Here is a 23088-nt window from a genome sequence, read left to right on the forward strand (position 1 = left end):
CCGGAATTCTGATCCCCCCGGAACCGGGGCTCTGATCCCCGGGAGCCGGAGCCGGGGCCCGGAGCCGCGGGCGCGGGCGGGAGGCCCGGGCGCGGCGGTCAGCCGGCCAGCGGGTTGAGCACCAGCGGCTCGATCTTGCCGTCCAGCATGGCGCCGAGGCCCTGCACCGCGCAGACGTCGGGGCGCTCGGCGATGTGGACGGGCATCCCGGTGGCCTGACGCAGCATCTGGTCGAACCCCGGCAGCAGCGCCGTGCCGCCGACCATCATGATGCCGCGGTCGGCGAGGTCCGCCACCAGGTCGGGCGGGCAGTCGCGGAGCACCTTGCCGATGCCGTCCAGGACCGCGGTCAGCGGCGTCTGGATCGCGTTGCGCACGGCGGCGGTGTCCACCCGGACCGACCGGGCCAGGCCCGTCGCCACGTCACGGCCGTGGATCTCCGTGGTGGCCGGGCCGTGCGGGGTGAGCCCGTTGCCGGACAGGGCCAGCTGCAGCGGGCGCACCGACTGGCTCGGCAGCATCAGCTCGTGCTCGTGCCGCAGGTGCTGGACGATCGCGTTGTCCACGGCCTCGCCGCCGACCGGGATCCGCTCCGCCGTCACGATCGACCCCAGCGACAGCACCGCCACCTGGGTGGCCGCCGCCCCGCACACCATGATCATGGTGGCCTCGGCCCGCTCCACCGGCAGGCCGCAGCCCACGGCGGCCGCGATCAGCGTGTCCACCAGCTCGACCCGGCGGGCCCCCAGACCCACCAACGTCTCCACCGTGGCACGCCGGGCCAGCGGGTCGGCGTCGTGCGGGGTGCAGGCCGCCGCCCGCAGCCGCGGCTTGCGCCGCAGGAGGCGCCGGGTCTTCTCGCCGATCAGGTGCCGCAGCATCCGCTGCGCCATCTCGATGTCGACCACCGTGCCGCCGGAGACCGGGCGGACCGTCTTGATGTAGGAGGGCGTGCGGCCGGTCATCTTCTCGGCGAACTCGCCGACGGCGATCAGCGCGCCCGTCCGGGTGTTGACGGCGGCGACCGAGGGCTGGTCGACGACCAGCCCGGCGCCCTTGACGTAGACGCGGGTCCGCGCGGCGCCGAGGTCCACGGCGAAGTGGCAGCGGCGCAACTGCTCCAGATTGGCGGTCACGAGTGGATCCTCCCGAATGCGGTGGACGACGCCCGGCCGGCGCCCCTCTTCCCGCATCCTGCGATCAGCCGGGACGGCGCGCCCGCCGGAGCAGCCCGGCCGGGTGCGGCCCGGACGGGTGGCCGTGTCCCGGCCGGCGGCCGGAAGGGGCGGCGCGGCACCCCGGACGGGCCCCCGGGGAGGCGGGTTCACGTCACGGCGCATTCCCGCCCACCCGTCGTGACCCGACGGTGACCTGGCCTGCGAAGAATCGTCGGCGAGCGCCCGTCACCTCCCGGCGGCCGCTGGACGAAGAGAGGGTAGATGAGCCCCCATTCCGAACTCCCCCCTGCCGCACGCCCCCGTTCCCCCCGCCGCGCCGTCGGCCTGGTCTCCGCCTGCCTCGCCTGCGCGCTGCTGTCGCCCGTCGCCCCCGCCGGAGCCGCCCCGGCCGCGCCCTCCCCGCAGGCGCCCGCGCGCAAGGCCGACGCCTCCCACACCGTCACCCTCGTGACGGGCCACCAGGTCACCGTCACCGAGCTGGGCGGCGGCCGGAGAACCGTCGACGTGCAGGCCCCCGCGGGCGTCACCGGCGCCGTGCGCACCGACGTCGTCGACGGGAACGTCGTGGTCGTCCCCGAGGAGGCCGAGCCCCTCCTGCGGGACGGCGCCCTGGACCGCCGGCTCTTCGACGTCACCGGGCTGATCGAGCAGGGCCTGACCGATGCCAGGACCGACGAGCTCCCGCTGATCGTCACCTACGGCAAGGGGGCCCGGACCACCACCCCCGAGGCCGCCGACCGCGAACGGTCGCTGCCCAGCGTCCGCGGCGCGGCCGTCACCGCCGAGAAGGGCCGCGAGTTCTGGCAGGCCGTCACCCGCCAGGCGGGCGTGCGGGGCGTCTGGCTGGACGGGCGGGTCGAGGCCACCATGGCCGAGAGCAACGCCCAGATCGGGACCGGCGCCGCCTGGGAGGCCGGGCTGACCGGCGAGGGCGTCACGGTCGCCGTGCTCGACACCGGCGTCGACGCCTCCCACCCCGACCTGGAGGGACGCGTCGCGCAGTCCCGCAGCTTCATCGAGGGCGAGGAGGTCGCCGACCGCGACGGCCACGGCACCCACGTCGCCTCCACCGTCGGCGGCAGCGGCGCCGCCTCCGGCGGCAAGGAGAAGGGCGTCGCCCCCGACGCCACCCTGGCCGTCGGCAAGGTCCTCGACGACTCCGGCTCCGGCACCGAGTCGCAGATCATCGCCGGCATGGAGTGGGCCGCCCGGGACGTCGACGCGAAGATCGTCTCCATGAGCCTGGGCTCCCCGGAGCCCAGCGACGGCACCGACCCGATGGCGCAGGCCGTCAACACCCTCTCCAGGGAGACCGGCGCGCTCTTCGTGATCGCGGCCGGCAACACCGGCACCCCCTCGTCCATCGGCTCGCCCGGCGCCGCCGACGCCGCGCTGACCGTCGCCGCCGTCGACGCCGAGGACGCGCCCGCGTACTTCACCAGCGCGGGCCCGCGGTTCGGCGACAACGCCCTCAAGCCCGACCTGGCCGCGCCCGGCGTCGGCATCCTCGCCGCCCGCTCCACCCTCTCCGAGGGCTCCGGCGACTACGTCGCCATGAGCGGCACCTCCATGGCCACCCCGCACATATCCGGCGTGGCCGCGCTGCTGGCCCAGCAGCACCCGGACTGGACGGGCGAACAGCTCAAGAACGCGCTGATGTCCACCTCGAAGCGGCTGGACACCTCCGCCTACACCCTCGGCACCGGCCGGGTCAGCGTCCCCGAGGCGCTGTCGGCGTCGGTGACCGCGACCGGCAGCGTGGACCTCGGCTTCCACAGCTGGCCCTACGAGGAGAACACCCCGCGGACCAGGACCGTCACCTACACCAACTCCGGCGACCGCCCGGTCGAGCTGGAGCTGTCCCTGGAGGGCGGGGAGGGCGTCGCCACCCTCGCCGACACCACGCTGACCGTGCCCGCCCACGGCAGCGCCTCCACCACCGTGACCGGTGACGGCACCGACGCGCCGGTGGGCAACACCAGCGGGCACGTCGTCGCCTCGGTGGCCGGCGAGCCCGTCGCCCGCACCGCGTTCGGCCTGGTCAAGGAGGAGGAACGCTACACCCTGACGGTGCACGTCAAGGACCGCGAGGGCAAGCCGGCGGACGCCGGCCTGTCGGTGCAGAAGCTCGCCGCCGGAGCCTGGCCCGAGCCCGCCTTCACGGGCGACGACGGGACCGTCGAACTGCGGCTGCCCCCGGGCGCCTACAGCGTCGACACCTTCCTCGACGTCACCGGCGCGCACGGCCGCGACTCGCTGGGCCTCGGCCTGCTGGTCGAGCCCGAGATCGTCCTCGACCGCGACCGGGAGATCACCCTCGACGGCACCGAACTCCGCGAGATCGACGCGAAGGTCGGCGACCGCACCGAGACCCGGCAGCTGATCATGGAGTACGCCCGTGAGGCCAACGGCTTCTCGGCCGTCGCGGCGCTCCAGATCCCGCTCGTCTACGACACCGTCTACGCCGCTCCCACCCGGAAGGTCACCGAGGGGACGTTCGAGTACCGCACCCGCTGGCGCCTCGGCAAGCCCCTGCTGCAGGTGCGCGGCCTGGGCGAGACGCTGCCCCAGGCCGGAGCGCCCCTCGTCGACGGCGACCTGCGCCTGCGGCTCGCCGACGTGGGCACCGGCCCGGTCACCGCGGCCGTCAAGGGCAAGGCCGTCCTGGCCACCCTCGGCGAGGACACCGACCTGCCCGCCCTGGCCCGTGCCGCGCACGACGCCGGTGCGAAGATCCTCTTCGTCACCGACGACCGGCCGGGCAGGCTCAGCCGCTGGGCCGGCGACCTCGTCACCGGCGCCGAGGCCCCGCTGCCCGTCGCCTCGCTGAACGCCGCCGACGCCGAACGGCTCCGCCGGAGCGGCACCGTCCGGGCCGAGGGCACGCCGAACACCCCGTTCGTCTACGACCTGACCGACGGCCACCCGGGCGCGATCCCGGACCGCAGCCTGGTGTACGCCCCCGACCGCGACGAGCTGGGCCGGGTGGACGTGGCCTTCCACGCGACCCGGCCGAGCGAGGCCGGCAGCGAGTTCCGCTACTCGATCACCGACGCCTTCCCCGTCGGTGTCGGCTTCCGCGAGCGGGTCTCCTACCCGCACCGCCGCACCGACCACGTCACCGTCGAGAAGGGCCTCACCTGGCACGAGGTGAGCATGATGAACGACGACGCGCTGGAGCAGCGTTCCGGACTGGTCACCTACCGGGCCGGCGACCGCCACGAGCGGAACTGGTTCCGCCCCGTCTGGCACCCCTGGATGGGCGAGGGCCTGGGCTGGGGCCAGACCCGCGAGGGCGACGCGATGGCCTTCAACGTCCCCGGCTGGGGCGACTCCGGCCCCGACCACACCGGCTTCGGCGACGTCTGGAACGACGGCACCGGCATGACGCAGGTGACCGAGCTGTACGCCGAGGACGGCACCCTGCTGGAGAGCACCCAGGGCAGCGGCCTCAACCTGTGGGAGGCCCCCGCCGGGGAACAGACCTACAAGCTGGTCACCGACACCACCCTCGACCCGGAGAAGTGGGACCTGTCCGCCAAGGGCCACGGCGAGTGGACCTTCCGCTCCGGAGCGACCGACGGACGGGTCACGCTGCCGCTGCTCAACCTGGGCTTCCACGTCACCACCGACCTGTCCGGCGACATCCGGGCGGGACAGCGGGTGCCGATCGCCATCAGCGGCGAGTACGTCAGCGGCGCGACCGGGACCGGAAAGCTGCGGTCCGGCAACCTGGAGGTGTCGTACGACGACGGCGCCACCTGGCGGAAGGTGGAGCTGCGCCGCGACGGCGACGCCTGGCGCGGCAGCGTCTCCGCGCCGCGCGGCACGGACCACGTCTCGCTGCGGGCCGAGGTCCGCGACGACAAGGACGGGTCGGTCCGGCAGGAGATCCTCCGCGCCATCGGCGTGAGGTGACCTCGACGGATCCCCCGTAGAACGACGACGGCGGCGCCGCCTCCCTGGGACGGGGAGACGGCGCCGCCCGGCGTTGCGCTACCGGCGGCTCACCGCCAGGGCGGTCGGGTCAGACCAGCCAGCCCAGGAAGTGGGCGATGCAGGCGAGCGCGTCGGTGATGACGTTCATGGGAACTACTCCTCGGGACAGAAATCTCTTGCTGGGACATGTGCCGACCACCGGTCTGCAGCCCGTCGCCGTCGGCACACAGTGAGCATTCCGTCCCGGAGGGTTGACGTGCGGGTGTTTGAGGAGTGATCACCTGATCAAGGGAGTGGCAGAACAGGTGTCCAGTACACGCTTCATCACCTTGCCCATGTCGTTGCGCGGCAGCGCCTCCAGCAGGCGCACCTCACGGGGCCGCTTGTGCGGCGCGAGGCGGCGGGCGACATGGCCGGCCAGCTCCTCCAGGCCCGGCGGCGCCTGCGGGTCGGCGGGCACGATCCAGGCGACGATCCGCTCACCCAGGTCCGGGTCCGGCGCACCGGTGACCGCGGCCTCGCCCACCCCCGGGTGCTCGAGCAGGGCGTTCTCGATCTCGCCCGCGCCGATCTTGTAGCCGCCGCTCTTGATCAGGTCGGTGGCCCGGCGCCCCACGATCCGCACGTAGCCGTCCGGTTCGAGGACCGCCATGTCGCCGGTGCGGAACCAGCCGTCCGGGGTGAAGGCGGCGGCCGTGGCGTCCGGGCGGTTCAGGTAGCCGGTGAACAGGTTCGGCCCGCGTACCTGGATCTCGCCCACGCTCTCGCCGTCGCGGACGGTCAGCGGGGCGCCGTCCTCGTCGACCAGCCGCAGCCCGACGCCCGGCAGCGGGACGCCGACGGTTCCCGCGCGGGGCTCGCCGTCCGCGCGGACGCTGGTGTTCATCAGCGTCTCGGTCATCCCGTACCGCTCGATCACCGCGCGCCCGGTGGCGGACCGGATCAGCTCGTGGTCGTGGACCGGCAGCGCGGCCGAACCGGACACCAGCAGACGGGCGGAGGCCAGGCCCTTCACCAGCTCCGGCTCCGACGGCAGGGCGGCGGCGATCCGGTGGTACATCGTCGGCACGCCGAAGAGCATGGTGGCGCCCTCGTTCAGCTCCCGCGCCACCCGCGCGGTGTCGAAGGAGCCCAGGTGGCGCAGGGCGCCGCCGCGCCGCAGCGGACCCAGCACCCCGAGCACCAGGCCGTGCACGTGGAAGAGCGGGAGCGCGTGCACCAGGACGTCGTCACCGGTCCACGCCCAGGCGTCGGCCAGGGCGTCCAGGGTGGCCGCGACCGCGCTGCGGGGGATCACCGCGCCCTTGGGCGGGCCGGTCGTGCCCGAGGTGTAGACGACCAGGGCGGGAGCGGACGGCCCGGCGGTGTCCTCCGGCAGGGCGGCGCGCGCCCCGGGGTCGACGTCCAGGCGGACGGGCCCGGCCAACTGCTCCGGGAGCCGGACGTGGGGGGCCGCCAGCACCGCGTCCGGGGCGCTGTCGGCCAGTATGTGGGCCAGCTCCTTCTCGCCGGAGCGGGGATTGAGCGGCACCACGCACGCGCCCGCCGCCAGCGCCCCCACCACCGCCACGGCGGTCTCCGGCTCGGGCGTCGCCCACACCGCGACCCGGCGGCCCGCACCGGCGTCCGGGAGGCCGCGGAGCCCGGCGGCCACCGCCCCGGCCGCGCCCGCCAGCTCCCCGTAGGACAGACGAGCGGTCCCGCGACCGGTGCGCTCGGACCCGCGATCGGTCCCGCGCTCTGTCCGCTCGGTCCGCTCGGTCCCGAAGGTCAGCGCCGGACGGCCGGCGGCGGCCGGATCGTGGAGACGGGGGAACAACGGCAGCGGGGGACGGGACATCGGTGCTCCTTCGCACGGGGCGTGGGTGTCGGGCGGCTGATACCTACCCGGCCGCGGCCCCGGTCACCGCCAGCCGCTGGAGCAGGCCCCAGGTGAACTCGGCGACGCAGTCCCAGCGCTCCCCGTCCGCGTCCGGGACGGTCAGCGCGAGTCCCCAGCGGGTCGGGGCGCTGCCCTCCAGCGGCCGGGCGCCGGGGAACGCCCGGGCCGCCTCGTCGACCGTGCAGGACCACGGCGTCAGGTCCTCCAGGGTGCGCGGGCGGGGCCCCGGGTCGCCCGGCGCGCGGACCAGCCACTCGTTCCAGACCGCCCCCGTGGGGCCCACCAGGACCTCGAACCGCAGGTCCGGCCAGAGCGGCACCGGCCACAGCAGCGCCTCGCACTCCAGGTCGCCGATCACCCGCCGGCGGGTCAGCTCCGGCTCGCCCAGCACGGACCGGTACCGGGCCGCCGCCGACCGGCCGCGCGGCGAGCGGACCATCGCCTGCCACCGCCGGTTGGCCTCCCGCATGTCCGCCGCCGACGCGCCCAGCCGCCGGCGGGCCTCCTCCACCAGCTCCGCGTTGTGGTCGGCCATGCGGCGCAGCAGCACCAGCTGGAAGTCCCGCCGGGTGAACGGTGTGCCCGGCGGGCCGGAGCGGGGCGCGGAGGACATGCGGTCACCTGCCCGGGGAGTCCACGTCCTGGACCGGCGTACCGCCCGCGGCCGAGCCCAGCAGCTTCAACTCCACCCTGCCCGGACCGGCCGGTGTGGTCCCGTCGGACAGGACGGCCAGGGCCAGCGTGTTCTCGCCCTGTGTGCGCAGCACCCCGTTCGGCAGCACGAAGGTGTGCTGCGGGCCTGTGTCGTTGACATACAGGCCCAGGTTCCAGCCGTTGAGGAAGATCTGCGTCCGGTAGGCCCGGGACGGGTCGTCCTCCAGGGCCAGTCCGATCGAGGCGTCCACCGAGGCGGGCACGTCCAGGGAGAAGGCGGTGCGGTACCAGGTGACGCCCTGCCGCGCCTCCCGGTCCTCCTCCGGCACCGGCAGCGCGGCGGGCTCCCAGCCCTCGCCGTCCACCGGCCCGGGCAGGTGCCAGCCCTTCCGCTCGCCGTACAGGCCGCCGTTGTTCAGCGGCCCGCGCACCGGGTCCGGCCCGGTGGCGCCCCGCAGCCGCCACTCGACGCCGGGGCGCGCGCCCTCGAAGGCCACCGAGGTCAGACCGCGCGCCGCCTTGTGGGCGCCGGCCGAGCCGCTGCCCACGTCGCGGGCCATGGGCCGCACCAGCACCGCCAGCACGTGGGCGCCCGGGGTGCGCAGCTCGGCGGGGACCGGGAACTCCGCGGTGACCTCGCCGGTCCCGCCGGTGGTGCCGTCCCCGCCGGTGCCGCCCGTCCCGCCCGTCCCGCCCGTGCCGCCGGTGCCGTCGGGGCGCCGGTGGACGCCCAGCGGTTCGCCGTCCAGCCAGGCCATCACCAGGCCCTGCGGCCCCGCGCGGTAGGAGAGCCGCACGGCCGTCGCCCCGCGGGCGTCGCCGAAGCGGCCGCGGTACCAGAGGTCGCCGTAGTGGTAGCCGTAGTCGTCGGCGAAGAGCACCGGCCCTCCCTCGGGCACCGGGGTGGTGCTCGGGGAGGTCTTCCGGTCGGCGGCGCGCCAGCCGCCGTCCGGGTAGCGCGGGTCGGCCTCCGGGTTCTCGGCGCGGCGGTGCCAGCCGGTCAGCGCCGGCAGTTCCACCGCCGGCGGCGGGTCCAGCCGCCTGGTCGCCACCAGGGCGTTGGCCCGGGAGACGGTGGTCCGCACCCGGACGCCGTTCCAGGTCACCGAGCCGATCCCGCCGGGCGCCCACACCTCCAGGCCGGTCAGGGACCGCACGTCGCCGGTCAGGTCCACGCTGTCCTCGTGCGGCGTCACGGTGCGCACCAGCGACGGGCCGTAGACCAGGAAGTCGCCCTTGCGGGTCTCCACCGGCCACAGCCGAGCCGCGTCGTTCTCGTCGGCGAAGATCAGCAGCAGCGGGCGTCGGCTGCCACCGCCCTCCACCATCACCCGGCTCAGGCCGCCCCGGCCCAGGGGCGCGGTCACCCGCAGCAGGTTGCGGTCGAGCGCCCAGGCCGGCTCCGGGTCCAGCCGGGTGGTCACCGGGTTCCCCGGGCACTCCAGGACCACCTCGACCAGTTCCTCCCGCGGGCCGGTGAAGACCGCGACGTCCATCGAACCGACCGGCAGGAAGATCATCGGCTGGGCCGTCGAGTGCCGCATCAACCGCTCGCCGAGGCGCAGCCGCGACATCATCAGCCGGGCGTCGCGCGCGGGCACCGTCAGCTCGACCGGCAGGTCCGAGCCGGCCACCCGCAGCGAGGTGGTCACCTCCACGTCCGCGTCGTTGCGCAGCACATAGGTGTGCGAGCCGGTGTCGGGATTGGTGAGGTGGTAGACCCGCACCCGGTCGTCGTCCGCGCGCACGTCCGCGGCGCGGTGCAGCTTGGCCAGGTCGGGAACGGTGCGGAGCATGTTGCCGATCTGCTGCACGGCGGCCAGCTTCGGCGTGGGGGCGCGGGCCTCGTCGTGGGCGGCGGCGAGGTCGTAGGAGGTGATGGTGGACGGGCCGCCCTGCCAGCCCCAGTTGGTGCCGCCGAAGGCCGTCCGGGTGGTGTGGACGGTCAGCCCGTTGGCGACGTCGGTCAGGCAGGCGCGCCGCACGTAGGCGGCGTCGAACTCCCGCCGCACCGCCTCGTAGCCCTGCCGTCCGTGACGCCCGCCGCCCCAGGGCACCGCCTCGCCGGCGGGGAACTCGGCGAGCACCCCGGCGGTGCGCGGGCGCGACCGCTCGGCGGCGGCCGCCCCGAAGTACAGCCCGCGGTCCCGCGGCGTGACGGACGGGTCCGGGGCGGCGGACTCGGAGGTGGGGTCCAGCTCCTTGTGGAAGACCGGCACGTCGATCCCGTCCCCGCGCACCTTGGCGTACAGGTGTTCCCGGTAGGCGGCGGACGAGGCGCCGCTGACGTCCGTGAACTGGTAGAGCAGCACCGTGCCGCGGCCCTTGGTGTACTGGTGGCGGCTCGCGATCCGGTCGACCGCGGTCAGCCAGGCGTCCACGTGCCGCAGGTAGGCCGGGTCGTCGGCGCGGGGCTCGCCCTCCACCCCGGCCAGCCAGCCGGGCAGCCCGCCCGCGTCCAGGTCCGCGCCGAGGAACGGGCCGGGGCGCAGCACCACGTACAGGTGCTCCTCCGCGGCCGTGCGCAGCAGGAGGTCCAGGTCGCGCACGCCGGTGAAGTCGTGGCGGCCGGGCGCGGGGGAGTGGTGGCTCCACACCACCGGCACGGTCACCGCGTTGTGGCCCGAGGCGCGGATCTTCTGCAGCGCGTCCCGCCACAGCGAGGGGCTGGGCAGCCGGAACGGGTGGAACTCCCCGGACCACAGCACCAGGCGCTGCCCGTCGACGATCAGCGAGTACCGGTCGTGGCGCACCGAGTGGGGCCGCCGGTCGGCGCGCGGCGGGGCGGGCGGGCGGCCGGTCGGCACGTTCCGCGAGGCGGAGGCGGTCGGCGGCGCCGCCGTGCTGCCGCCCTCGAGCGCCAGTCCGAGCACCGCGGTCCCGGCCAGAGCACCGAACGTACGCCTGGTGAACACCAACAGAACCTCCGCCGACTCCCGCGCCACATCGACGCGCGCGCCCCATTCTCCACAGGCGCCGCACCCGATACGCCGCGGCGGGCTCCGCGCGCCTCCGTCCGCCCGCCCGGTTGCCCCGGATATGCCGGATTCGCGGGGGCGGCCCGGCCGTGTGAGAAGCACGACCCGGGCGAAAGCCGCTGTGCACCGGGCGTCACACCGGTAACTTCGACCACCGCCGGCCGTGCTCCGACGGCCGCGACGGCCGAGGAAGGGCGGGTGGGACCGGGGTGCTGACGACCGGCAGGGTGCTGAGGTTCGACGAGGTGCGCGGGTACGGGTTCATCGCCCCCGACGAGGGCGGCGAGGACGTCTTCATGCACGCCAACGACCTCCTCGACGACAAGTACCTGTACGCGGAGGGCAGCGAGGTCGAGTTCCTGCTGGAGATGGGCGACAAGGGGCCGAAGGGGGCGGAGATCCGCCTCCTCAGGCCGGCGGCCCGGCCCGCGGCCCCGGCGGCCCGCCCCGGCGCGGACGCCGGCTTCCGCGCGGAACTCACCGAGGCCCTGCTCGACGCAGTCCCCACCCTCACCGCCGCCCAGCTGAAACAGGTCCGCTCCTGCGTCCTCGACCTCACCCGCGCCCAGGGGTGGACCACGTCCTGACCGGGACGGACCCCTCCCGCCCGGTACGGGCGCGACGGGACGGACCCCTCCCGCCCGGCATGGGCGCGTCGAAATAGGCATGAGCCTGTCAGGAGTGCGGACTAGGCTCTGCGCGCACCGGCCGGCGCGACCGTCGTCGGCGGGAACAGGGGTGGGGATCAGGTGGACATCAGGGGAGCACGGGCGCGCCGGCGTGCCCGGAGGGGCAGAGCCGTCGCCGCGATGGTCGGGGGCGCGCTGCTGGCGGTCCTGCCGGTGCCGGCGGCGCCCGCCGCGGCGCAGGAGCCGAGGGGTGACGGGAGCGCGGCGGTCACCGAGGACGTGCGGGCCCAGCGCCGGGCCGTCGCGGCCGGCGAGCGGGTCGAGGTCACGGGCCGGCGGGCCCCGGGCGAGCGGGTGTACGCCAATCCCGACGGACGGACCTTCACCGCGGAACTGACCGTCCCCGGGGCACGCACCGGGGTCGACGCCGCCGGACGCACCGTGCTGTCGTCCGACGGCGGGGCGATCCGCGAGGGACAGCCCGCGCCGGACGGCCTCGGCGTCGGCCTGTGCGGCTCCGGCACGCCGGCGGGCACGCCGGCCGGCACGCCGGTCCCCTGCACCACCGGCGAGCCGTTCGCGAGCCGCGTCTGGTTCCGGTTCCCCGGCGGTGCCCTCGCGGGCAAGGAGATCCTGGACGCCGCCTTCCGGATCACCGGAACCGGTCCGCTGTCGTGCGAGCCCCGCTGGGTGGAACTGCACCACACCGGCGAGGTGGCCGCCGACGCCGTGTGGCCCGGCCCCGGCGGGCCGACGCCGGGCGACTCCTCGGACCTGCTGACCGACCGCAAGGTCCCCGCGAAGGCGGACCAGGAGTGCGGTAGCCGTTTCCTGATGGAGTTCCACGACGCCGCCGACGAACCCGACGAGAACCTCACCGCCGCGGTGCGGTCCGCCGCCGACGACGGCGAGGGGTCGCTCACCCTCATGCTGAAGGCCAAGGACGAGACCGACCCCACCGCCCGGCAGCGCTTCGACGACACCGCCCTGCTGTCCGTGACCTACGTCAGCAGGCCCGCTCCGCCCACCGCGACCGGCCTGTGGAGCATGCGGGGAGCCGTGTGCGCGGAATCCCCCGCTGAGCCGACGCCCGTCGGCGGCACGACGCCGCACCTGACCGCCACGCCGCGGGCCGAGGAGGGCGGCGCGATCGGGGCGGACCTGCGCATCCGCTTCGATCTCGAGGTCCGCGGCGAGGACGGCTCCTGGACTCCGGCCGCCCCCACCGGGGAGGACGTCCTGGTTCCCTCCACCGGCTACCAGAGCGACGGCGTCCCGGTGACCCACACGTGGCGGACGAAGCTCGCCGAGGGACCGCTGCACCGCTTCCGCGCCGCCACCGTCTCCTACCGCCAAGGCGACGGGAGCAGCCTCGTCGGCGAACCCACCGGATGGTGCCACTTCACCGTCGACGCCCTCGCACCCCGCAAGCCCGAGGTGGTGTTCGACTCGGTGTACAGCGCCTGCCTGCCCGACTCCTGCGTCTTCGCCGGCCGCCCCGGCCTGCCCGGCCGGGTCACCTTCCGCCCCGCCGAGGGCGACGTGAACACCGGGTACACGTACAGGCTGGCCACCGACCCGTCCTGGAGCACGGTCTCCGGGAACACCGCCACGGTGTCCATCGTCCCGGACAGCTCCGGGACGGCGCTGCTGAGCGTCCGCGCCAGGGATGCCGCCGGCCGCACCGGGTCCGAGACCACCGTACGGTTCCTCGTCGGCGCTGCCGCCGGCCCGGTCGGCCGCTGGACGTTCCACGAGGAGTCCGGCGACGCCGCCGACGTCTCCGCGACCGCGCCCGACGATCGTGACGACGCCGCGCTGCACGGCGGCGCCACGCGGGACGACCACGGCCGGCGGGGCACGGTCACCGAGAACGGCGCCACCGGGGAGGACCGCGCCCTGCGGCTGGACGGCGGGAGCGCCTACGCCGCGACCGGCTCGGCGGTCCTCGACACCGCCGGCTCGTACACCGTCGCCGCCTGGGCCCGCCCGGAGAGCGGGACCGGCACGGTCCTGGCCCAGGACGGTACCGAGCAGAGTCCGTTCCGGCTCGGCCTGTGCGCCGGCACCGGGACCTGGTGCCTGACCATGACGGACGCCGACGCCTCCGGTGCGCAGACGCTGCGCCTGGACTCCGGCCGCCCGGCCGCCGTCGGCGCGTGGACCCACCTCGCCGCCGTCGTCGACCGGGACGCGGGTTCCGGCACCGTCACGCTGTACGTCAACGGCGTCGCCCGGGACTCCCGGCAGCTGGAGGCCGGCTGGTCGGCCGGGGGCCCGCTGCAGATCGGCCGGAGCCTGGTGGACGGCAGCCACGGCGAGTACTTCGCGGGCGACATCGACGAGGTGGCGGTCTGGCAGGAGCCCAAGCCGGCGTCGGGCGTCGGCGAGGAGGCCCGCCTGGCGGCCCGGGACAGCGCCGGCGCGCACGTCGAGCAGGTCGCCCGCTTCGCCCCGGCGGACGCCGAGGCGGGAGCCGCGTCCCTGGCCGACGCCTCCGGCTACGGCAACGACCTCGCCCTGGCCGGCGGCGCGGCCCCGGACGGCGAGGGCCTGCTCCTCGGCGCCGAGGGCGAGGCGCGGGCGAGCGGGCCCGTCGTCGACGGCACCGGGTCCTTCACCCTCGGCGCCCGGGTCGACCTGTCGGCCGAGGCGATCGCCGCGATGCCGGTCGGACACCGGGCCAGGGTCGCCGGCGACGGAGGCTGGGCGCTCTGGTTCGAGCGCACGGGCAGCGTCGAGGAACCGGTGCTGGACGAGAACGGCGACCTGATCTTCGACCCCGAGACCGGCGACATCATGTTCCGGCAGGTTCCGGTGGGGCACTGGAGCTTCGGCCGCCCCGGCGCCGCGGCCCACGGCGACACCGTCACGACGGTCGGCACGGACGTCACGCTGGTCGGCATCCACGACGCGGTGGACGCGACGGTCGAGCTCTACGTGAACGGCGTCCGGCAGAGCGGCAGCGGCTACGAGGCCCGGCCCTCCTCCGGCGTCCTCACCGTGGGCGGACCCGTGGCGGACACCGCCTCCACCGGCTCCTTCCCGGGCAGGATCACCGACCTCGCCGTCTGGGCGGGCGCGGTCAACGGCGCCCACCAGGTGGAGGAAGTGTTCGGCTCCTGACGGCCGGACCGCCGGGGCCCCCGCCGCGCCACGCGGCGGGGGCCTCCGTCGTCCTGGCTCCCGGACCCGCCGTGCGCACAGCGGAGTCGTGCCGTCGCGCAAGGTGGGGGCTTCGCCGGGCGCGCGTGAAGGACGCACACGACCTTCACGCGGGCCCCCCGGAAAGGCACCGGTCGGGCACCTACTCTTCCAGCCTCATGGACTACTGCGCGCGGTGCCGGCGCCACCTCAACTTGCAGTTCAATTGCCCGGGTTGTGGAACGCCGGCCTGGGAACTCCACAAGTACGCCGAGGCCGACGACGTACGCGCCGAATCCGCCGAGCCGGCCGAGCCCGACGCCGGTGCGGCGGAGGACGTCGAGGTCGCGGTCGAGGAGTCCGGCGTGGAGGCGACCGGCGCCGGGGACACCAGGCGCGGAGGGGATGTCAGGAGCCCCGGAGGCCGCCGCGCCGGACTCCGCACACCGCGGGAGGCAGCGCCCGCCACCCGGGCGGCCGCGCGACGCCGTGGCCGCGGACCGGGGCGCATGATCGTGATAGCCGCCTGCCTGCTGGGCGCGCTGGGGCTCGGGATCGCCGCCGTCGGGGGGCAGGACACCGCCGCGTCGGCCGCCGCGACCGCGGACCCGCGGCCGTCGACGGTGGCGGAATCCGCGTCCGTGGCCGCGCTGGAGGCCGAGAGCCCCGCGCCCGGCGCGGACCCGGCGTCGCCCACCGCGTCCGCGGCGGCGTCCGGGTCCGCGTCCCCCTCCACGGAGGCGTCCGGGGAGGCGTCCGGGGACGCCTCGGCCGAGGAGAGCGCGTCGCCCTCCTCGGCCTCACAGGAGCCCCCGGCGCGGGCCTCGGGCCCGGCGGAGCCGGCGCGCACCTCGGCCCCGCCGCGGCCCACGCCCACCGCCACCTCCGCCTCGCCCCGCCCCACCCCCACGCCGTCGCCGACGTGCGAGCGGGTGCTGTGGTGGTGCGCCTGACGGGACGGGACGGGCACGGGCACGGGCACGGGCGGGGGAGCGGTGCTGACGGGAGGACCGGCGCCGGCGGGTGACCGGCGCCGGCCGGGTCAGACCTTGACGACCGCCTTGCCGACGTTGTCGCCGCGCAGCAGCATGCCGAGGAAGGCGTCGACGCCGTTGTCGAGGCCCTCGGTGACCGTCTCGCGGTACTTGAGGTCGCCGGAGCGGATCCAGGCGCCCGCCTCCTCCGTGAAGGCCGGGCGCAGGTCCTCGTGGTCGCCGACCAGGAAGCCCTCGATGCGGCCGCGGGTCTGGATCAGCCGGGCCAGGTTCCGCGGCCCCGGCACCGGCTCGGTGGCGTTGTAGACGGCGATCATGCCGCAGACCGCGATCCGGCCGCCGACGTTGAGGGAGCCGAGCGCCGCCTCCAGGTGGTCGGCGCCCACGTTGTCGAAGTAGACGTCGACGCCGTCCGGCGCGGCCTCGCGGAGCTGCTTGCTCACCGGGCCGTCCTTGTAGTTGAACGCCGCGTCGAAGCCGTACTCCTCGGTGAGCAGCCGGACCTTCTCCGCGGAGCCGGCCGAGCCGATCACCCGGGAGGCGCCCTTCAGCTTCGCCATCTGCCCCACCTGGGAGCCGACCGCGCCGGCCGCGCCGGAGACGAAGACGCTGTCGCCCTCCTTGAAGGACGCCACGCGGAACAGGCCCGCGTAGGCGGTCAGGCCGGGCATGCCCAGCACGCCCAGGTAGGCGGAGAGCGGCACCGCGTCCGGGTCCACCTTGACGGCGTGGCGGGCGTCCAGCGCGGCGTAGTCGCGCCAGCCGAGCATGTGCACCACGTGGTCGCCGACCGCGAAGTCGTCGGAGTTCGAGGCGACGACCTCGCCCACGGCGTGGCCCTGCATCGGCTTGTCCAGCTCGAACGGGGCGACGTAGGACTTGGCGTCCGACATCCTGCCCCGCATGTACGGGTCGACCGAGAAGTAGACGTTGCGGACGAGGATCCGGCCGTCCTTCAGTTCCGGCAGTTCGCTCTCGACGAGGGCGAAGTCGTCCGGCTTCGGTTCGCCGACCGGGCGGCTCTTCAGGTGCCAGGCGCGGCTCTGTGCGGGGAGATCAGTTGAGTGGGACATGAGTCCCATGGTGCCCGCTCGGCCGTCGGTACGCACCGCTAGGGTTCGCGTCATGCGTGATCTCGCGGTGGGTTTCGGTTACTTGTTCAAGGGGCAGCGCTGGGTCGCCCGGCACGGCCGCAGTTACGGCCTCGGCCTCGTCCCGGGGCTGATCACCCTGGTGCTCTACATCGGGCTGCTGGTCGCCCTCTTCACCTGGGGCTCCGATCTGGTCACCTGGGCGACCCCGTTCGCCGACGACTGGTCGGACACCTGGGCGCGCCTGGCACGGGGCGCCCTGACCGTGCTGCTCTTCGCGGGGTCGCTGCTCGCGGCGGTGCTCACCTTCACCGCGATGACCCTGCTGATAGGCCAGCCGTTCTACGAGGCGCTGTCCGAGCGGGTCGACCGCGACGTCTCGCCCGACGGCACGGCCGCGGTCTCCGACCTGCCGCTGCTGCGGGAGCTGTGGATCTCCGGACGGGACAGCCTGCGGGTGGTCGTCCGGGCGGCGCTGTGGGGCCTGCTGCTGTTCGTCCTCGGGTTCCTGCCGGTGGTGGGGCAGACCGTGGTGCCGGTCGTCGGCTTCTTCGTCACCGGGTTCTTCCTCACGGAGGAACTGACCGCGGTGGCGATGCAGCGGCGGGGCATCGTGCTGCGCGACCGGCTGGAGCTGCTGCGGTCGCGGAAGAGGCTGGTGTGGGGGTTCGGGACGCCGCTGGCGGTCACCTTCCTCGTCCCGTTCCTGGCGGTGCTGCTGATGCCGGGCGTCGTCGCCGGAGCCACGCTCCTCGCCCGTGACCTGCTCGGCGAGGACACCGACGAGAGCGGGAGCGGGAGCGCCGCCCGGACCGCCGGGGACGACGACGCCCGGGGCACGGGCGACGCCGCGCCCCCGTCGCCTCCGTCGCTGACGAAGCCGTGACGCGGGCCGCGCCCAGCGCGGGCGCGGACGCGAGCGCGAACGAGGGCGGGGGCGGTGCGAGCGCGCCCCCGCCCCCGCGGCGTCACCGCGTGCCGAAGCCGTAGACCGTGCGGGAACGGAACGTCGCGCCGGGGCGGAGCACGGTGGAGGGGAAGTCGGGGCGGTTGGGCGCGTCGGGGTAGTGCTGGGTCTCCAGGGCCACGCCGTCGCCGGGGGAGAACGGCCCCTCCAGGAAGTCGCCGGTGTAGACCTGGATGCCCGGCTCCGTGGTCGAGACGGTCAGGACCCGCCCCGTGGACTCCTCCCACAGCTCGCCCACCGGAACGGCCTCGGCGGTGACCCCCTTGTCGAGGAGGAGGTTGTGGTCGTAGCTCTCGCCCGTGGGCCGTCCCTCCGGCTCCCGGAAGTCGAACCGCGTGCCCGCGACCTCCGCCGGGGCGCCGACGGGGATGTTCGCGCCGTCCACCGGCGTGTACCGGGAGGCGGCCAGCCGCAGCCGGTGCGTCCGGGCCGTGCCCGAGCCCGCGCCCGCCAGGTTCCAGTAGGTGTGGTTGGTCAGGTTCACCACCGTCGGCGCGTCCGTGACCGCCTCGTAGGTCAGCGACAGCGCGCCGTCCTCCTCCAGCGCGTACACCGCGGAGACCTCCAGCCGGCCCGGGAAGCCCGCCTCGCCCGCGGGGCTCACCCGGGACAGCCGCAGCGCGTGGTCGCCGTCCGGCTCGGCCTCCCAGACCTGCTTGTCGAAGGCGTCGTCACCGCCGTGCAGGCAGTTGGCCCCGTCGTTGGCCGGCAGTTCGTGCCCGACGCCGTCCAGGGTGAACCGGGCGCCCGCGATCCGGTTGGCGTACCGGCCGATCAGCGCCCCGTAGAACGGCCCGGTGAACTTCCGGTACCCGTCGAGCCCGTCGAAGCCGAGCGCGATGCCGGCCGTCCGGCCGTCGCGGTCCGGGGTCTCCACCGACTGCAGGATCCCGCCGTACGTCAGGACCCGCACCCGCACCCCGGCCCGCGCCAAGGTCCACCGGTGCACCGGGGCGCCGTCGGGGAGGGCGCCGAAGAGTTCGCTGTTCATGATCGCCACCCTAGGCCGTGACAGCTCGATAGGCGATGTCGGCCAGCCTCGCCTGGCCGTCGACGCTCGGGTGGAACAGGTCCCACCGGCTGAGCTGCCCGGCGCCGAAGCGGTAGGCGTACACCGCACCGCCGTCCGTCCGGCACCGCTCGTCCCGCGCGCAGACCTCGGCCAGCGCCTCGTTGTACTCCTCCACCCGGTCCCTGACCTTCCCGCGGCGCTCCACCGCCTCGCGGCCCACGGCCTCCGCCTCCCCCAGCATCGTCGGGCAGATGCCCAGTTTCCAGACCTCCCGGCCCATCGGCGTCTTCCTGCCGACCTCCCACAACCTCTTGAGGTCCGGGATCGACGCCACGTACACCTGGGACTTCGGCGATCGCTCGCGCAGGGCCCGCAGCGCGGACGCGAACTGCTCGCGGAAGGTGTCCACCGGCGTCATCGACCGCACCGACCCGCGGCAGGCGTCGTTGGCCCCCACCAGCACCGTCACCAGCTCGGGCCGCCGGGCGGCGGCCTGCCGCATCTGGGCCCGGAGGTCGGACATCCGCGCGCCGGTCTCGGCGTAGTTCCAGCTGTGCGAGGCCGTCCTCGCGGGGCCCAGCAGCCGGGCCGCCAGGCTCCGCACCTCCGGGGAGTCGCCCGTGGACCAGGACACGCTCGGGCAGTCCGAGAGGACCTGGCAGGAGTCGAACCCGGTGGTGATCGAGTCGCCGACCGCCGCCACCGAACCGGGCGCGCGGTCCCAGGAGGACGGCGAGGGAGAGGCCTTCGGGCGCGGCGGCGCCCCCTCCTGGCCGCCGCAGCCGGCCGAGGCCAGCAGCGCGGCGACGCCCGCGACGGCGAAGGCGGCGCGCGCCCCCCGCGCCCCCCGCGCTCCGCGACGGTTCGTCATGCCCGTTCCTCCCTCCACCCGCCCACGGTCACCCCGGCCGCTTCCGTCATGGTCACGGCGAAACGGGGCACCGGTGCGACGTGCCCCTCACCATGAGAACGCGCGGGAGTTCCCGGCGGCGACCCGATGTGACCTTGCCGACCCGTACAAGCGTCCCACCGGGTGAATGGCGGCGTTTCGCCGCCGTGGGACGGACGGTACGTCACCCTCCGCGCCTGTCGGCACGGTAGCCTCGCTCCGTGGCTCCTCCGACACACCGTCAGGTGTGGACCGGGGAACTCAGGAGTCCCGTCCGTCCGTTCTGTCCGTGGCAAGCGCGCCGCTCTGAGGAGGTCTCGGTGACGACACGTGGGGTTCTGTACGTGCACTCCGCTCCCCGCGCGCTGTGCCCGCACGTCGAGTGGGCGGTCGCCGGAGTGCTCGGCGCCCGCGTGAACCTGGACTGGATCCGGCAGCCCGCCGCGCCCGGCACCTGGCGCTCCGAACTGTCCTGGCAGGGCAAGGCCGGTACGGCGTCCAAGCTGGCCTCCGCGCTGCGCGGCTGGCAGATGCTGCGGTTCGAGGTGACCTCGGAGCCCTGCCCCGGCGCCGAGGGCGAGCGCTACAGCTGCACGCCGGGCCTCGGCATCTTCCACGCCGTCACCGGCATCCACGGCGACATCATGATCCCCGAGGACCGGCTGCGCGCCGCCCTGACCCGCTCCCGCAACGGCGAGACGGAGCTCGAGGCGGAGCTGGCGAAGCTGCTGGGCAAGCCGTGGGACGACGAGCTGGAGTCCTTCCGGTACGCCGGCGAGGGCGCCCCCGTCCGCTGGCTCCACCAGGTCGTCTGACCCGCGCCCCCTGGGGCCGTTTTCCTGGAGCACCGCACGACTGAGGCACCGCACGACTGAGGCACCGCACGACACGCGAGAGGGCCCCCGCCGGAGCGGGGGCCCTCTCGCGTGCAGGTGCGGTGACCTCAGACCGTCCGGAAGGCCAGGACGACGTTGTGGCCGCCGAAGCCGAAGGAGTCGTTGAGGGCGGCGATCCGGCCGTCGACCGGCAGCTTGCGCGCCTCGTCGCGGACCACGTCGGCGAGCCCCGCCGCCGCCGGGTCCAGCTCCACGATGTTGATGGTGGGCGGCGCCACCCGGTTGTACAGCGCCAGCACCGTGGCGACCGACTCGACGCCGCCGGCGCCGCCGAGCAGGTGACCGGTCATCGACTTGGTGCCGGACACCGCGATGTGGTCGGCGTCGTCGCCGAACACCGCGCGCAGGCCCTTGAGCTCGGCGATGTCGCCCGCCGGCGTCGAGGTGGCGTGCGCGTTGACGTGGACCAGCTCCGCCGGGTCCAGGTCGGTGGACTCCAGCAGGTTGCGCAGCGCTGCCTGGATGCCGCGGCCCTCGGGCTCCGGCTGCACGATGTCGTGGCTGTCGGCGGAGATGCCCTGACCGACCGCCTCCGCGTAGACGCGGGCGCCGCGCGCGGCGGCGTGCTCGGCGGACTCCAGGACCAGGACACCGGCGCCCTCGCCCATCACGAAGCCGTCGCGGTCCGTGTCGTAGGGACGCGAGGCGCCCTCGGGGTCGTCGTTGTTCTTCGACATCGCCATCATGTTGGCGAACGCGGCGATCGGCAGCGGGTGGATCGCCGCCTCGGTGCCGCCCGCGACGACCACGTCGGCACGGCCGCTGCGGATCATCTCGATGGCGTAGCCGATGGCCTCCGCGCCCGAGGCGCAGGCGGAGACCGGCGTGTGGACGCCCGCCCGGGCGTTCACGGCCAGGCCCACGTTGGCGGAGGGGCTGTTGGGCATCAGCATGGGCACGGTGTGCGGGGAGACGCGGCGGACGCCCTTCTCCTTCAGCACGTCGTACTGGCCCAGCAGGGTGGTGACCCCGCCGATGCCGGAGGCGATGACGGCGCCCAGACGCTCGGGCGCGACGCCCGCCTCCTCCTCACCGGCCTTGCCGGTGAAACCGGCGTCCGCCCAGGCCTCCTGAGCGGCGACCAGCGCGAACTGCGCGGACCGGTCCAGGCGGCGGGCCTGGGGCCGGGGGATGACCTCGGTCGGTTCGACCGCGATCTGCGCGGCGATGCGGACGGACTGCTCGGCGGCCCAGTCCTGGGTGAGGGGGCCGACACCGGAACGTCCGGCGATCAGGCCTTCCCAGGTCGAGGCCGCGTCGCCACCCAGCGGTGTGGTTGCGCCGATACCGGTGACGACCACGGTGCGATTGGTCGGGCTCACGGGAACTCTTCTCCAACGAGGTACGAGGAACAGCGGCGCCACCGCACTGCCTCCGCAGCGGGTGCCTGCGCCCTGACGGCGAGGCACCCCCCGCGGAGACGCTGCCAGGTGGCGAGCGTCAGGCGCTGAGCCCGGCTCAGCCCTGGTGCTTGAGGATGTAGTCGGCGGCGTCGCCCACCGTCTTGAGCGTCTTGACGTCCTCGTCCGGGATCTTCACGTCGAAGCGCTCCTCGGCGGCGACGACGACCTCGACCATGGACAGGGAGTCGACGTCCAGGTCGTCGGTGAAGGACTTGTCCAGCTGGACGTCCTCGGTGGGGATGCCGGCGATCTCGTTCACGATCTCGGCGAGACCCTTGACGATCTCTTCCTGCGTGGCGGCCATGTCGGGCGCTCCTTCATAGAGGTATTTCTGAGGGTGTGGCGATCTACGTCCACATGTCCGGGCCGGACCGGTCGTCCGGCACGGAACGCCTAGGGGAGGGTGACGACCGTCGCGGCGTAGGCCAGCCCGGCGCCGAAGCCGATGACCAGGGCCGTGTCGCCGCTCTTCGCCTCGCCCGTCTCCATCAGCCGGTCCATCGCCAGCGGGATGGAGGCGGCCGAGGTGTTGCCGGTGGTCTGCACGTCGCGGGCGACGGTGACCGTCTCGGGCAGCTTGAGCGTCTTGAACAGGGAGTCGATGATGCGCTCGTTTGCCTGGTGCGGGATGAACACGTCCAGCTCGTCCGGGCCGATGCCGGCCGCGTCCAGCGCCTGCTGGGCGACCTTCGCCATCTCGAACACGGCCCAGCGGAAGACGGTCTGGCCCTCCTGGGTGAGCGCGGGGAACTTCACCCGGCCGGCCTCGTCCAGCGGCAGCTCGGCCAGGTCGCCCACGCGGTAGCGGTTCCAGGACACCGTCTGCTTGATGACGCCGGACTTGTCGCCCTCGGAGCCCCAGATGGTGGGGCCGATGCCGGGCTCGTCGGACGGGCCGACCACCACGGCGCCCGCGCCGTCGCCGAAGAGGAAGGCCGTCGCCCGGTCCTCCAGGTCCGTCAGGTCGGACAGGCGCTCCACGCCGATCACGACCACGTACTCGGCGGACCCCTCGACCACGATGCCCTTGGCCAGCGTCAGCGCGTAGCCGAAGCCGGCGCAGCCCGCCGAGATGTCGAAGGCGGCGGCCTTGTTCGTGCCCAGCTTCGCGGCGATCTCGGTGGCGACGGCCGGGGTCTGCTCGAAGTGCGACACCGTCGACACGACCACGGCGCCGACCTGCTCGGCGGTGATCCCGGCGGCGGCCAGGGCCTTGCCGGCCGCCTCGATCGACATCGCCGAGACGGTCTCCTCGTCGTTCGCCCAGTGACGGGTCCGGATGCCGGAACGCGACCGGATCCACTCGTCGGAGGAGTCGATCTTCTCGAGGATCACCTCGTTGGGCACCACCCGCGCGGGACGGTAGCCGCCCACGCCCAGGATCCGCGCGTACGGGGAGCCCTTGCTGGGCTTGATCTTCGACATGTTCGG

At 74.7% G+C, this 23088-nt stretch carries 17 protein-coding genes; 6 read left to right on the forward strand and 11 right to left on the reverse strand.

Annotated features, from left to right (window positions below):
• Positions 1–98: 98 nt before the first annotated feature.
• Positions 99–1136, reverse strand: coding sequence for a rod shape-determining protein (locus ACWD3O_RS31575; protein WP_451409902.1), 1038 nt, complete (start codon positions 1134–1136; stop codon positions 99–101).
• A 303-nt stretch (positions 1137–1439) separates the two neighbouring features.
• Between ACWD3O_RS31575 and ACWD3O_RS31580 the strand changes: the two genes are divergently transcribed.
• Positions 1440–5096 carry a S8 family serine peptidase gene (locus ACWD3O_RS31580; RefSeq protein ID WP_451418235.1) on the forward strand — a complete coding sequence of 1219 codons (3657 nt, stop codon included), beginning with the start codon at positions 1440–1442 and terminating at the stop codon, positions 5094–5096.
• A 109-nt stretch (positions 5097–5205) separates the two neighbouring features.
• On the opposite strand, the gene ACWD3O_RS31585 is transcribed toward ACWD3O_RS31580, so the two are convergent.
• Genes ACWD3O_RS31585 through ACWD3O_RS31600 form a run of 4 tightly spaced genes read right to left on the reverse strand, consistent with a single transcriptional unit; the run spans position 5206 to position 10571 of the window.
• The gene (locus ACWD3O_RS31585; RefSeq protein WP_451409904.1) at positions 5206–5343 is read right to left on the reverse strand and encodes a hypothetical protein; all 138 of its coding nucleotides are present in this window, start codon (positions 5341–5343) and stop codon (positions 5206–5208) included.
• Between the two features lie 51 nt (positions 5344–5394).
• Entirely contained in the window at positions 5395–6957 is a 1563-nt protein-coding gene (locus tag ACWD3O_RS31590) for an acyl-CoA synthetase (RefSeq protein WP_451418236.1), read from the reverse strand.
• Positions 6958–7000: 43 nt separating this feature from the next.
• Positions 7001–7612 carry a hypothetical protein gene (locus ACWD3O_RS31595; RefSeq protein WP_451418237.1) on the reverse strand — a complete coding sequence of 204 codons (612 nt, stop codon included), beginning with the start codon at positions 7610–7612 and terminating at the stop codon, positions 7001–7003.
• A 4-nt stretch (positions 7613–7616) separates the two neighbouring features.
• On the reverse strand, positions 7617–10571 hold the full coding sequence (locus tag ACWD3O_RS31600) for a beta-galactosidase (RefSeq protein ID WP_451418238.1): 2955 nt from the start codon (positions 10569–10571) through the stop codon (positions 7617–7619).
• 269 nt (positions 10572–10840) lie between these two features.
• Between ACWD3O_RS31600 and ACWD3O_RS31605 the strand changes: the two genes are divergently transcribed.
• From ACWD3O_RS31605 to ACWD3O_RS31615, 3 genes are all read left to right on the forward strand, one after another.
• On the forward strand, positions 10841–11218 hold the full coding sequence (locus ACWD3O_RS31605; RefSeq protein WP_451418239.1) for a cold shock domain-containing protein: 378 nt from the start codon (positions 10841–10843) through the stop codon (positions 11216–11218).
• 222 nt (positions 11219–11440) lie between these two features.
• Positions 11441–14386: a LamG-like jellyroll fold domain-containing protein gene (locus ACWD3O_RS31610; protein ID WP_451418240.1), complete on the forward strand. Its 2946-nt coding sequence runs from the start codon at positions 11441–11443 to the stop codon at positions 14384–14386.
• A gap of 197 nt (positions 14387–14583) precedes the next feature.
• On the forward strand, positions 14584–15357 hold the full coding sequence (locus ACWD3O_RS31615; protein WP_451418241.1) for an SCO2400 family protein: 774 nt from the start codon (positions 14584–14586) through the stop codon (positions 15355–15357).
• Positions 15358–15446: 89 nt separating this feature from the next.
• Here ACWD3O_RS31615 and ACWD3O_RS31620 read toward each other — a convergent pair whose 3' ends face one another.
• Entirely contained in the window at positions 15447–16472 is a 1026-nt protein-coding gene (locus ACWD3O_RS31620; protein ID WP_451418242.1) for an NADP-dependent oxidoreductase, read from the reverse strand.
• Between the two features lie 52 nt (positions 16473–16524).
• On the opposite strand from ACWD3O_RS31620, the gene ACWD3O_RS31625 reads away from it, so the two are divergent.
• A complete protein-coding gene (locus ACWD3O_RS31625) occupies positions 16525–17376 on the forward strand; it encodes an EI24 domain-containing protein (protein WP_451418243.1) in 852 nt (283 codons plus the stop codon).
• 82 nt (positions 17377–17458) lie between these two features.
• On the opposite strand, the gene ACWD3O_RS31630 is transcribed toward ACWD3O_RS31625, so the two are convergent.
• Together ACWD3O_RS31630 and ACWD3O_RS31635 are read right to left on the reverse strand one after the other, a co-directional pair.
• Positions 17459–18448, reverse strand: a complete 990-nt coding sequence (locus tag ACWD3O_RS31630) for an aldose epimerase family protein (protein WP_451418244.1) — start codon at positions 18446–18448, stop codon at positions 17459–17461.
• 10 nt (positions 18449–18458) lie between these two features.
• Positions 18459–19340, reverse strand: coding sequence for an SGNH/GDSL hydrolase family protein (locus ACWD3O_RS31635; RefSeq protein ID WP_451418245.1), 882 nt, complete (start codon positions 19338–19340; stop codon positions 18459–18461).
• A 338-nt stretch (positions 19341–19678) separates the two neighbouring features.
• Here ACWD3O_RS31635 and ACWD3O_RS31640 point away from each other — a divergent pair, with 338 nt between their 5' ends.
• Complete coding sequence (locus ACWD3O_RS31640; RefSeq protein WP_356131288.1) at positions 19679–20173, forward strand: DUF3145 domain-containing protein; 495 nt, start codon at positions 19679–19681, stop codon at positions 20171–20173.
• Positions 20174–20301: 128 nt separating this feature from the next.
• Here the strand turns inward: ACWD3O_RS31640 and ACWD3O_RS31645 are convergent, their stop codons facing one another.
• The 3 genes from ACWD3O_RS31645 to ACWD3O_RS31655 form a co-directional block, all read right to left on the reverse strand.
• Positions 20302–21576, reverse strand: coding sequence for a beta-ketoacyl-[acyl-carrier-protein] synthase family protein (locus ACWD3O_RS31645; RefSeq protein ID WP_451418246.1), 1275 nt, complete (start codon positions 21574–21576; stop codon positions 20302–20304).
• A 136-nt stretch (positions 21577–21712) separates the two neighbouring features.
• Complete coding sequence (locus tag ACWD3O_RS31650; RefSeq protein WP_451409916.1) at positions 21713–21961, reverse strand: acyl carrier protein; 249 nt, start codon at positions 21959–21961, stop codon at positions 21713–21715.
• Positions 21962–22050: 89 nt separating this feature from the next.
• A complete protein-coding gene (locus ACWD3O_RS31655) occupies positions 22051–23082 on the reverse strand; it encodes a beta-ketoacyl-ACP synthase 3 (RefSeq protein WP_451409917.1) in 1032 nt (343 codons plus the stop codon).
• Positions 23083–23088: the final 6 nt, after the last annotated feature.

This window comes from Streptomyces sp. NPDC002640 (assembly GCF_053592575.1).

Bases quoted from the DNA above. Each gene is read 5' to 3' on its own strand.
- ACWD3O_RS31595 (WP_451418237.1), bottom strand. From the start codon at position 7,612: ATGTCCTCCGCGCCCCGCTCCGGCCCGCCGGGCACACCGTTCACCCGG.
- ACWD3O_RS31630 (WP_451418244.1), bottom strand. From the start codon at position 18,448: ATGAACAGCGAACTCTTCGGCGCCCTCCCCGACGGCGCCCCGGTGCAC.
- ACWD3O_RS31650 (WP_451409916.1), bottom strand. From the start codon at position 21,961: ATGGCCGCCACGCAGGAAGAGATCGTCAAGGGTCTCGCCGAGATCGTG.
- ACWD3O_RS31610 (WP_451418240.1), top strand. From the start codon at position 11,441: ATGGTCGGGGGCGCGCTGCTGGCGGTCCTGCCGGTGCCGGCGGCGCCC.
- ACWD3O_RS31590 (WP_451418236.1), bottom strand. From the start codon at position 6,957: ATGTCCCGTCCCCCGCTGCCGTTGTTCCCCCGTCTCCACGATCCGGCC.
- ACWD3O_RS31620 (WP_451418242.1), bottom strand. From the start codon at position 16,472: ATGTCCCACTCAACTGATCTCCCCGCACAGAGCCGCGCCTGGCACCTG.
- ACWD3O_RS31655 (WP_451409917.1), bottom strand. From the start codon at position 23,082: ATGTCGAAGATCAAGCCCAGCAAGGGCTCCCCGTACGCGCGGATCCTG.
- ACWD3O_RS31580 (WP_451418235.1), top strand. From the start codon at position 1,440: ATGAGCCCCCATTCCGAACTCCCCCCTGCCGCACGCCCCCGTTCCCCC.
- ACWD3O_RS31635 (WP_451418245.1), bottom strand. From the start codon at position 19,340: ATGACGAACCGTCGCGGAGCGCGGGGGGCGCGGGGGGCGCGCGCCGCC.
- ACWD3O_RS31615 (WP_451418241.1), top strand. From the start codon at position 14,584: ATGGACTACTGCGCGCGGTGCCGGCGCCACCTCAACTTGCAGTTCAAT.
- ACWD3O_RS31625 (WP_451418243.1), top strand. From the start codon at position 16,525: ATGCGTGATCTCGCGGTGGGTTTCGGTTACTTGTTCAAGGGGCAGCGC.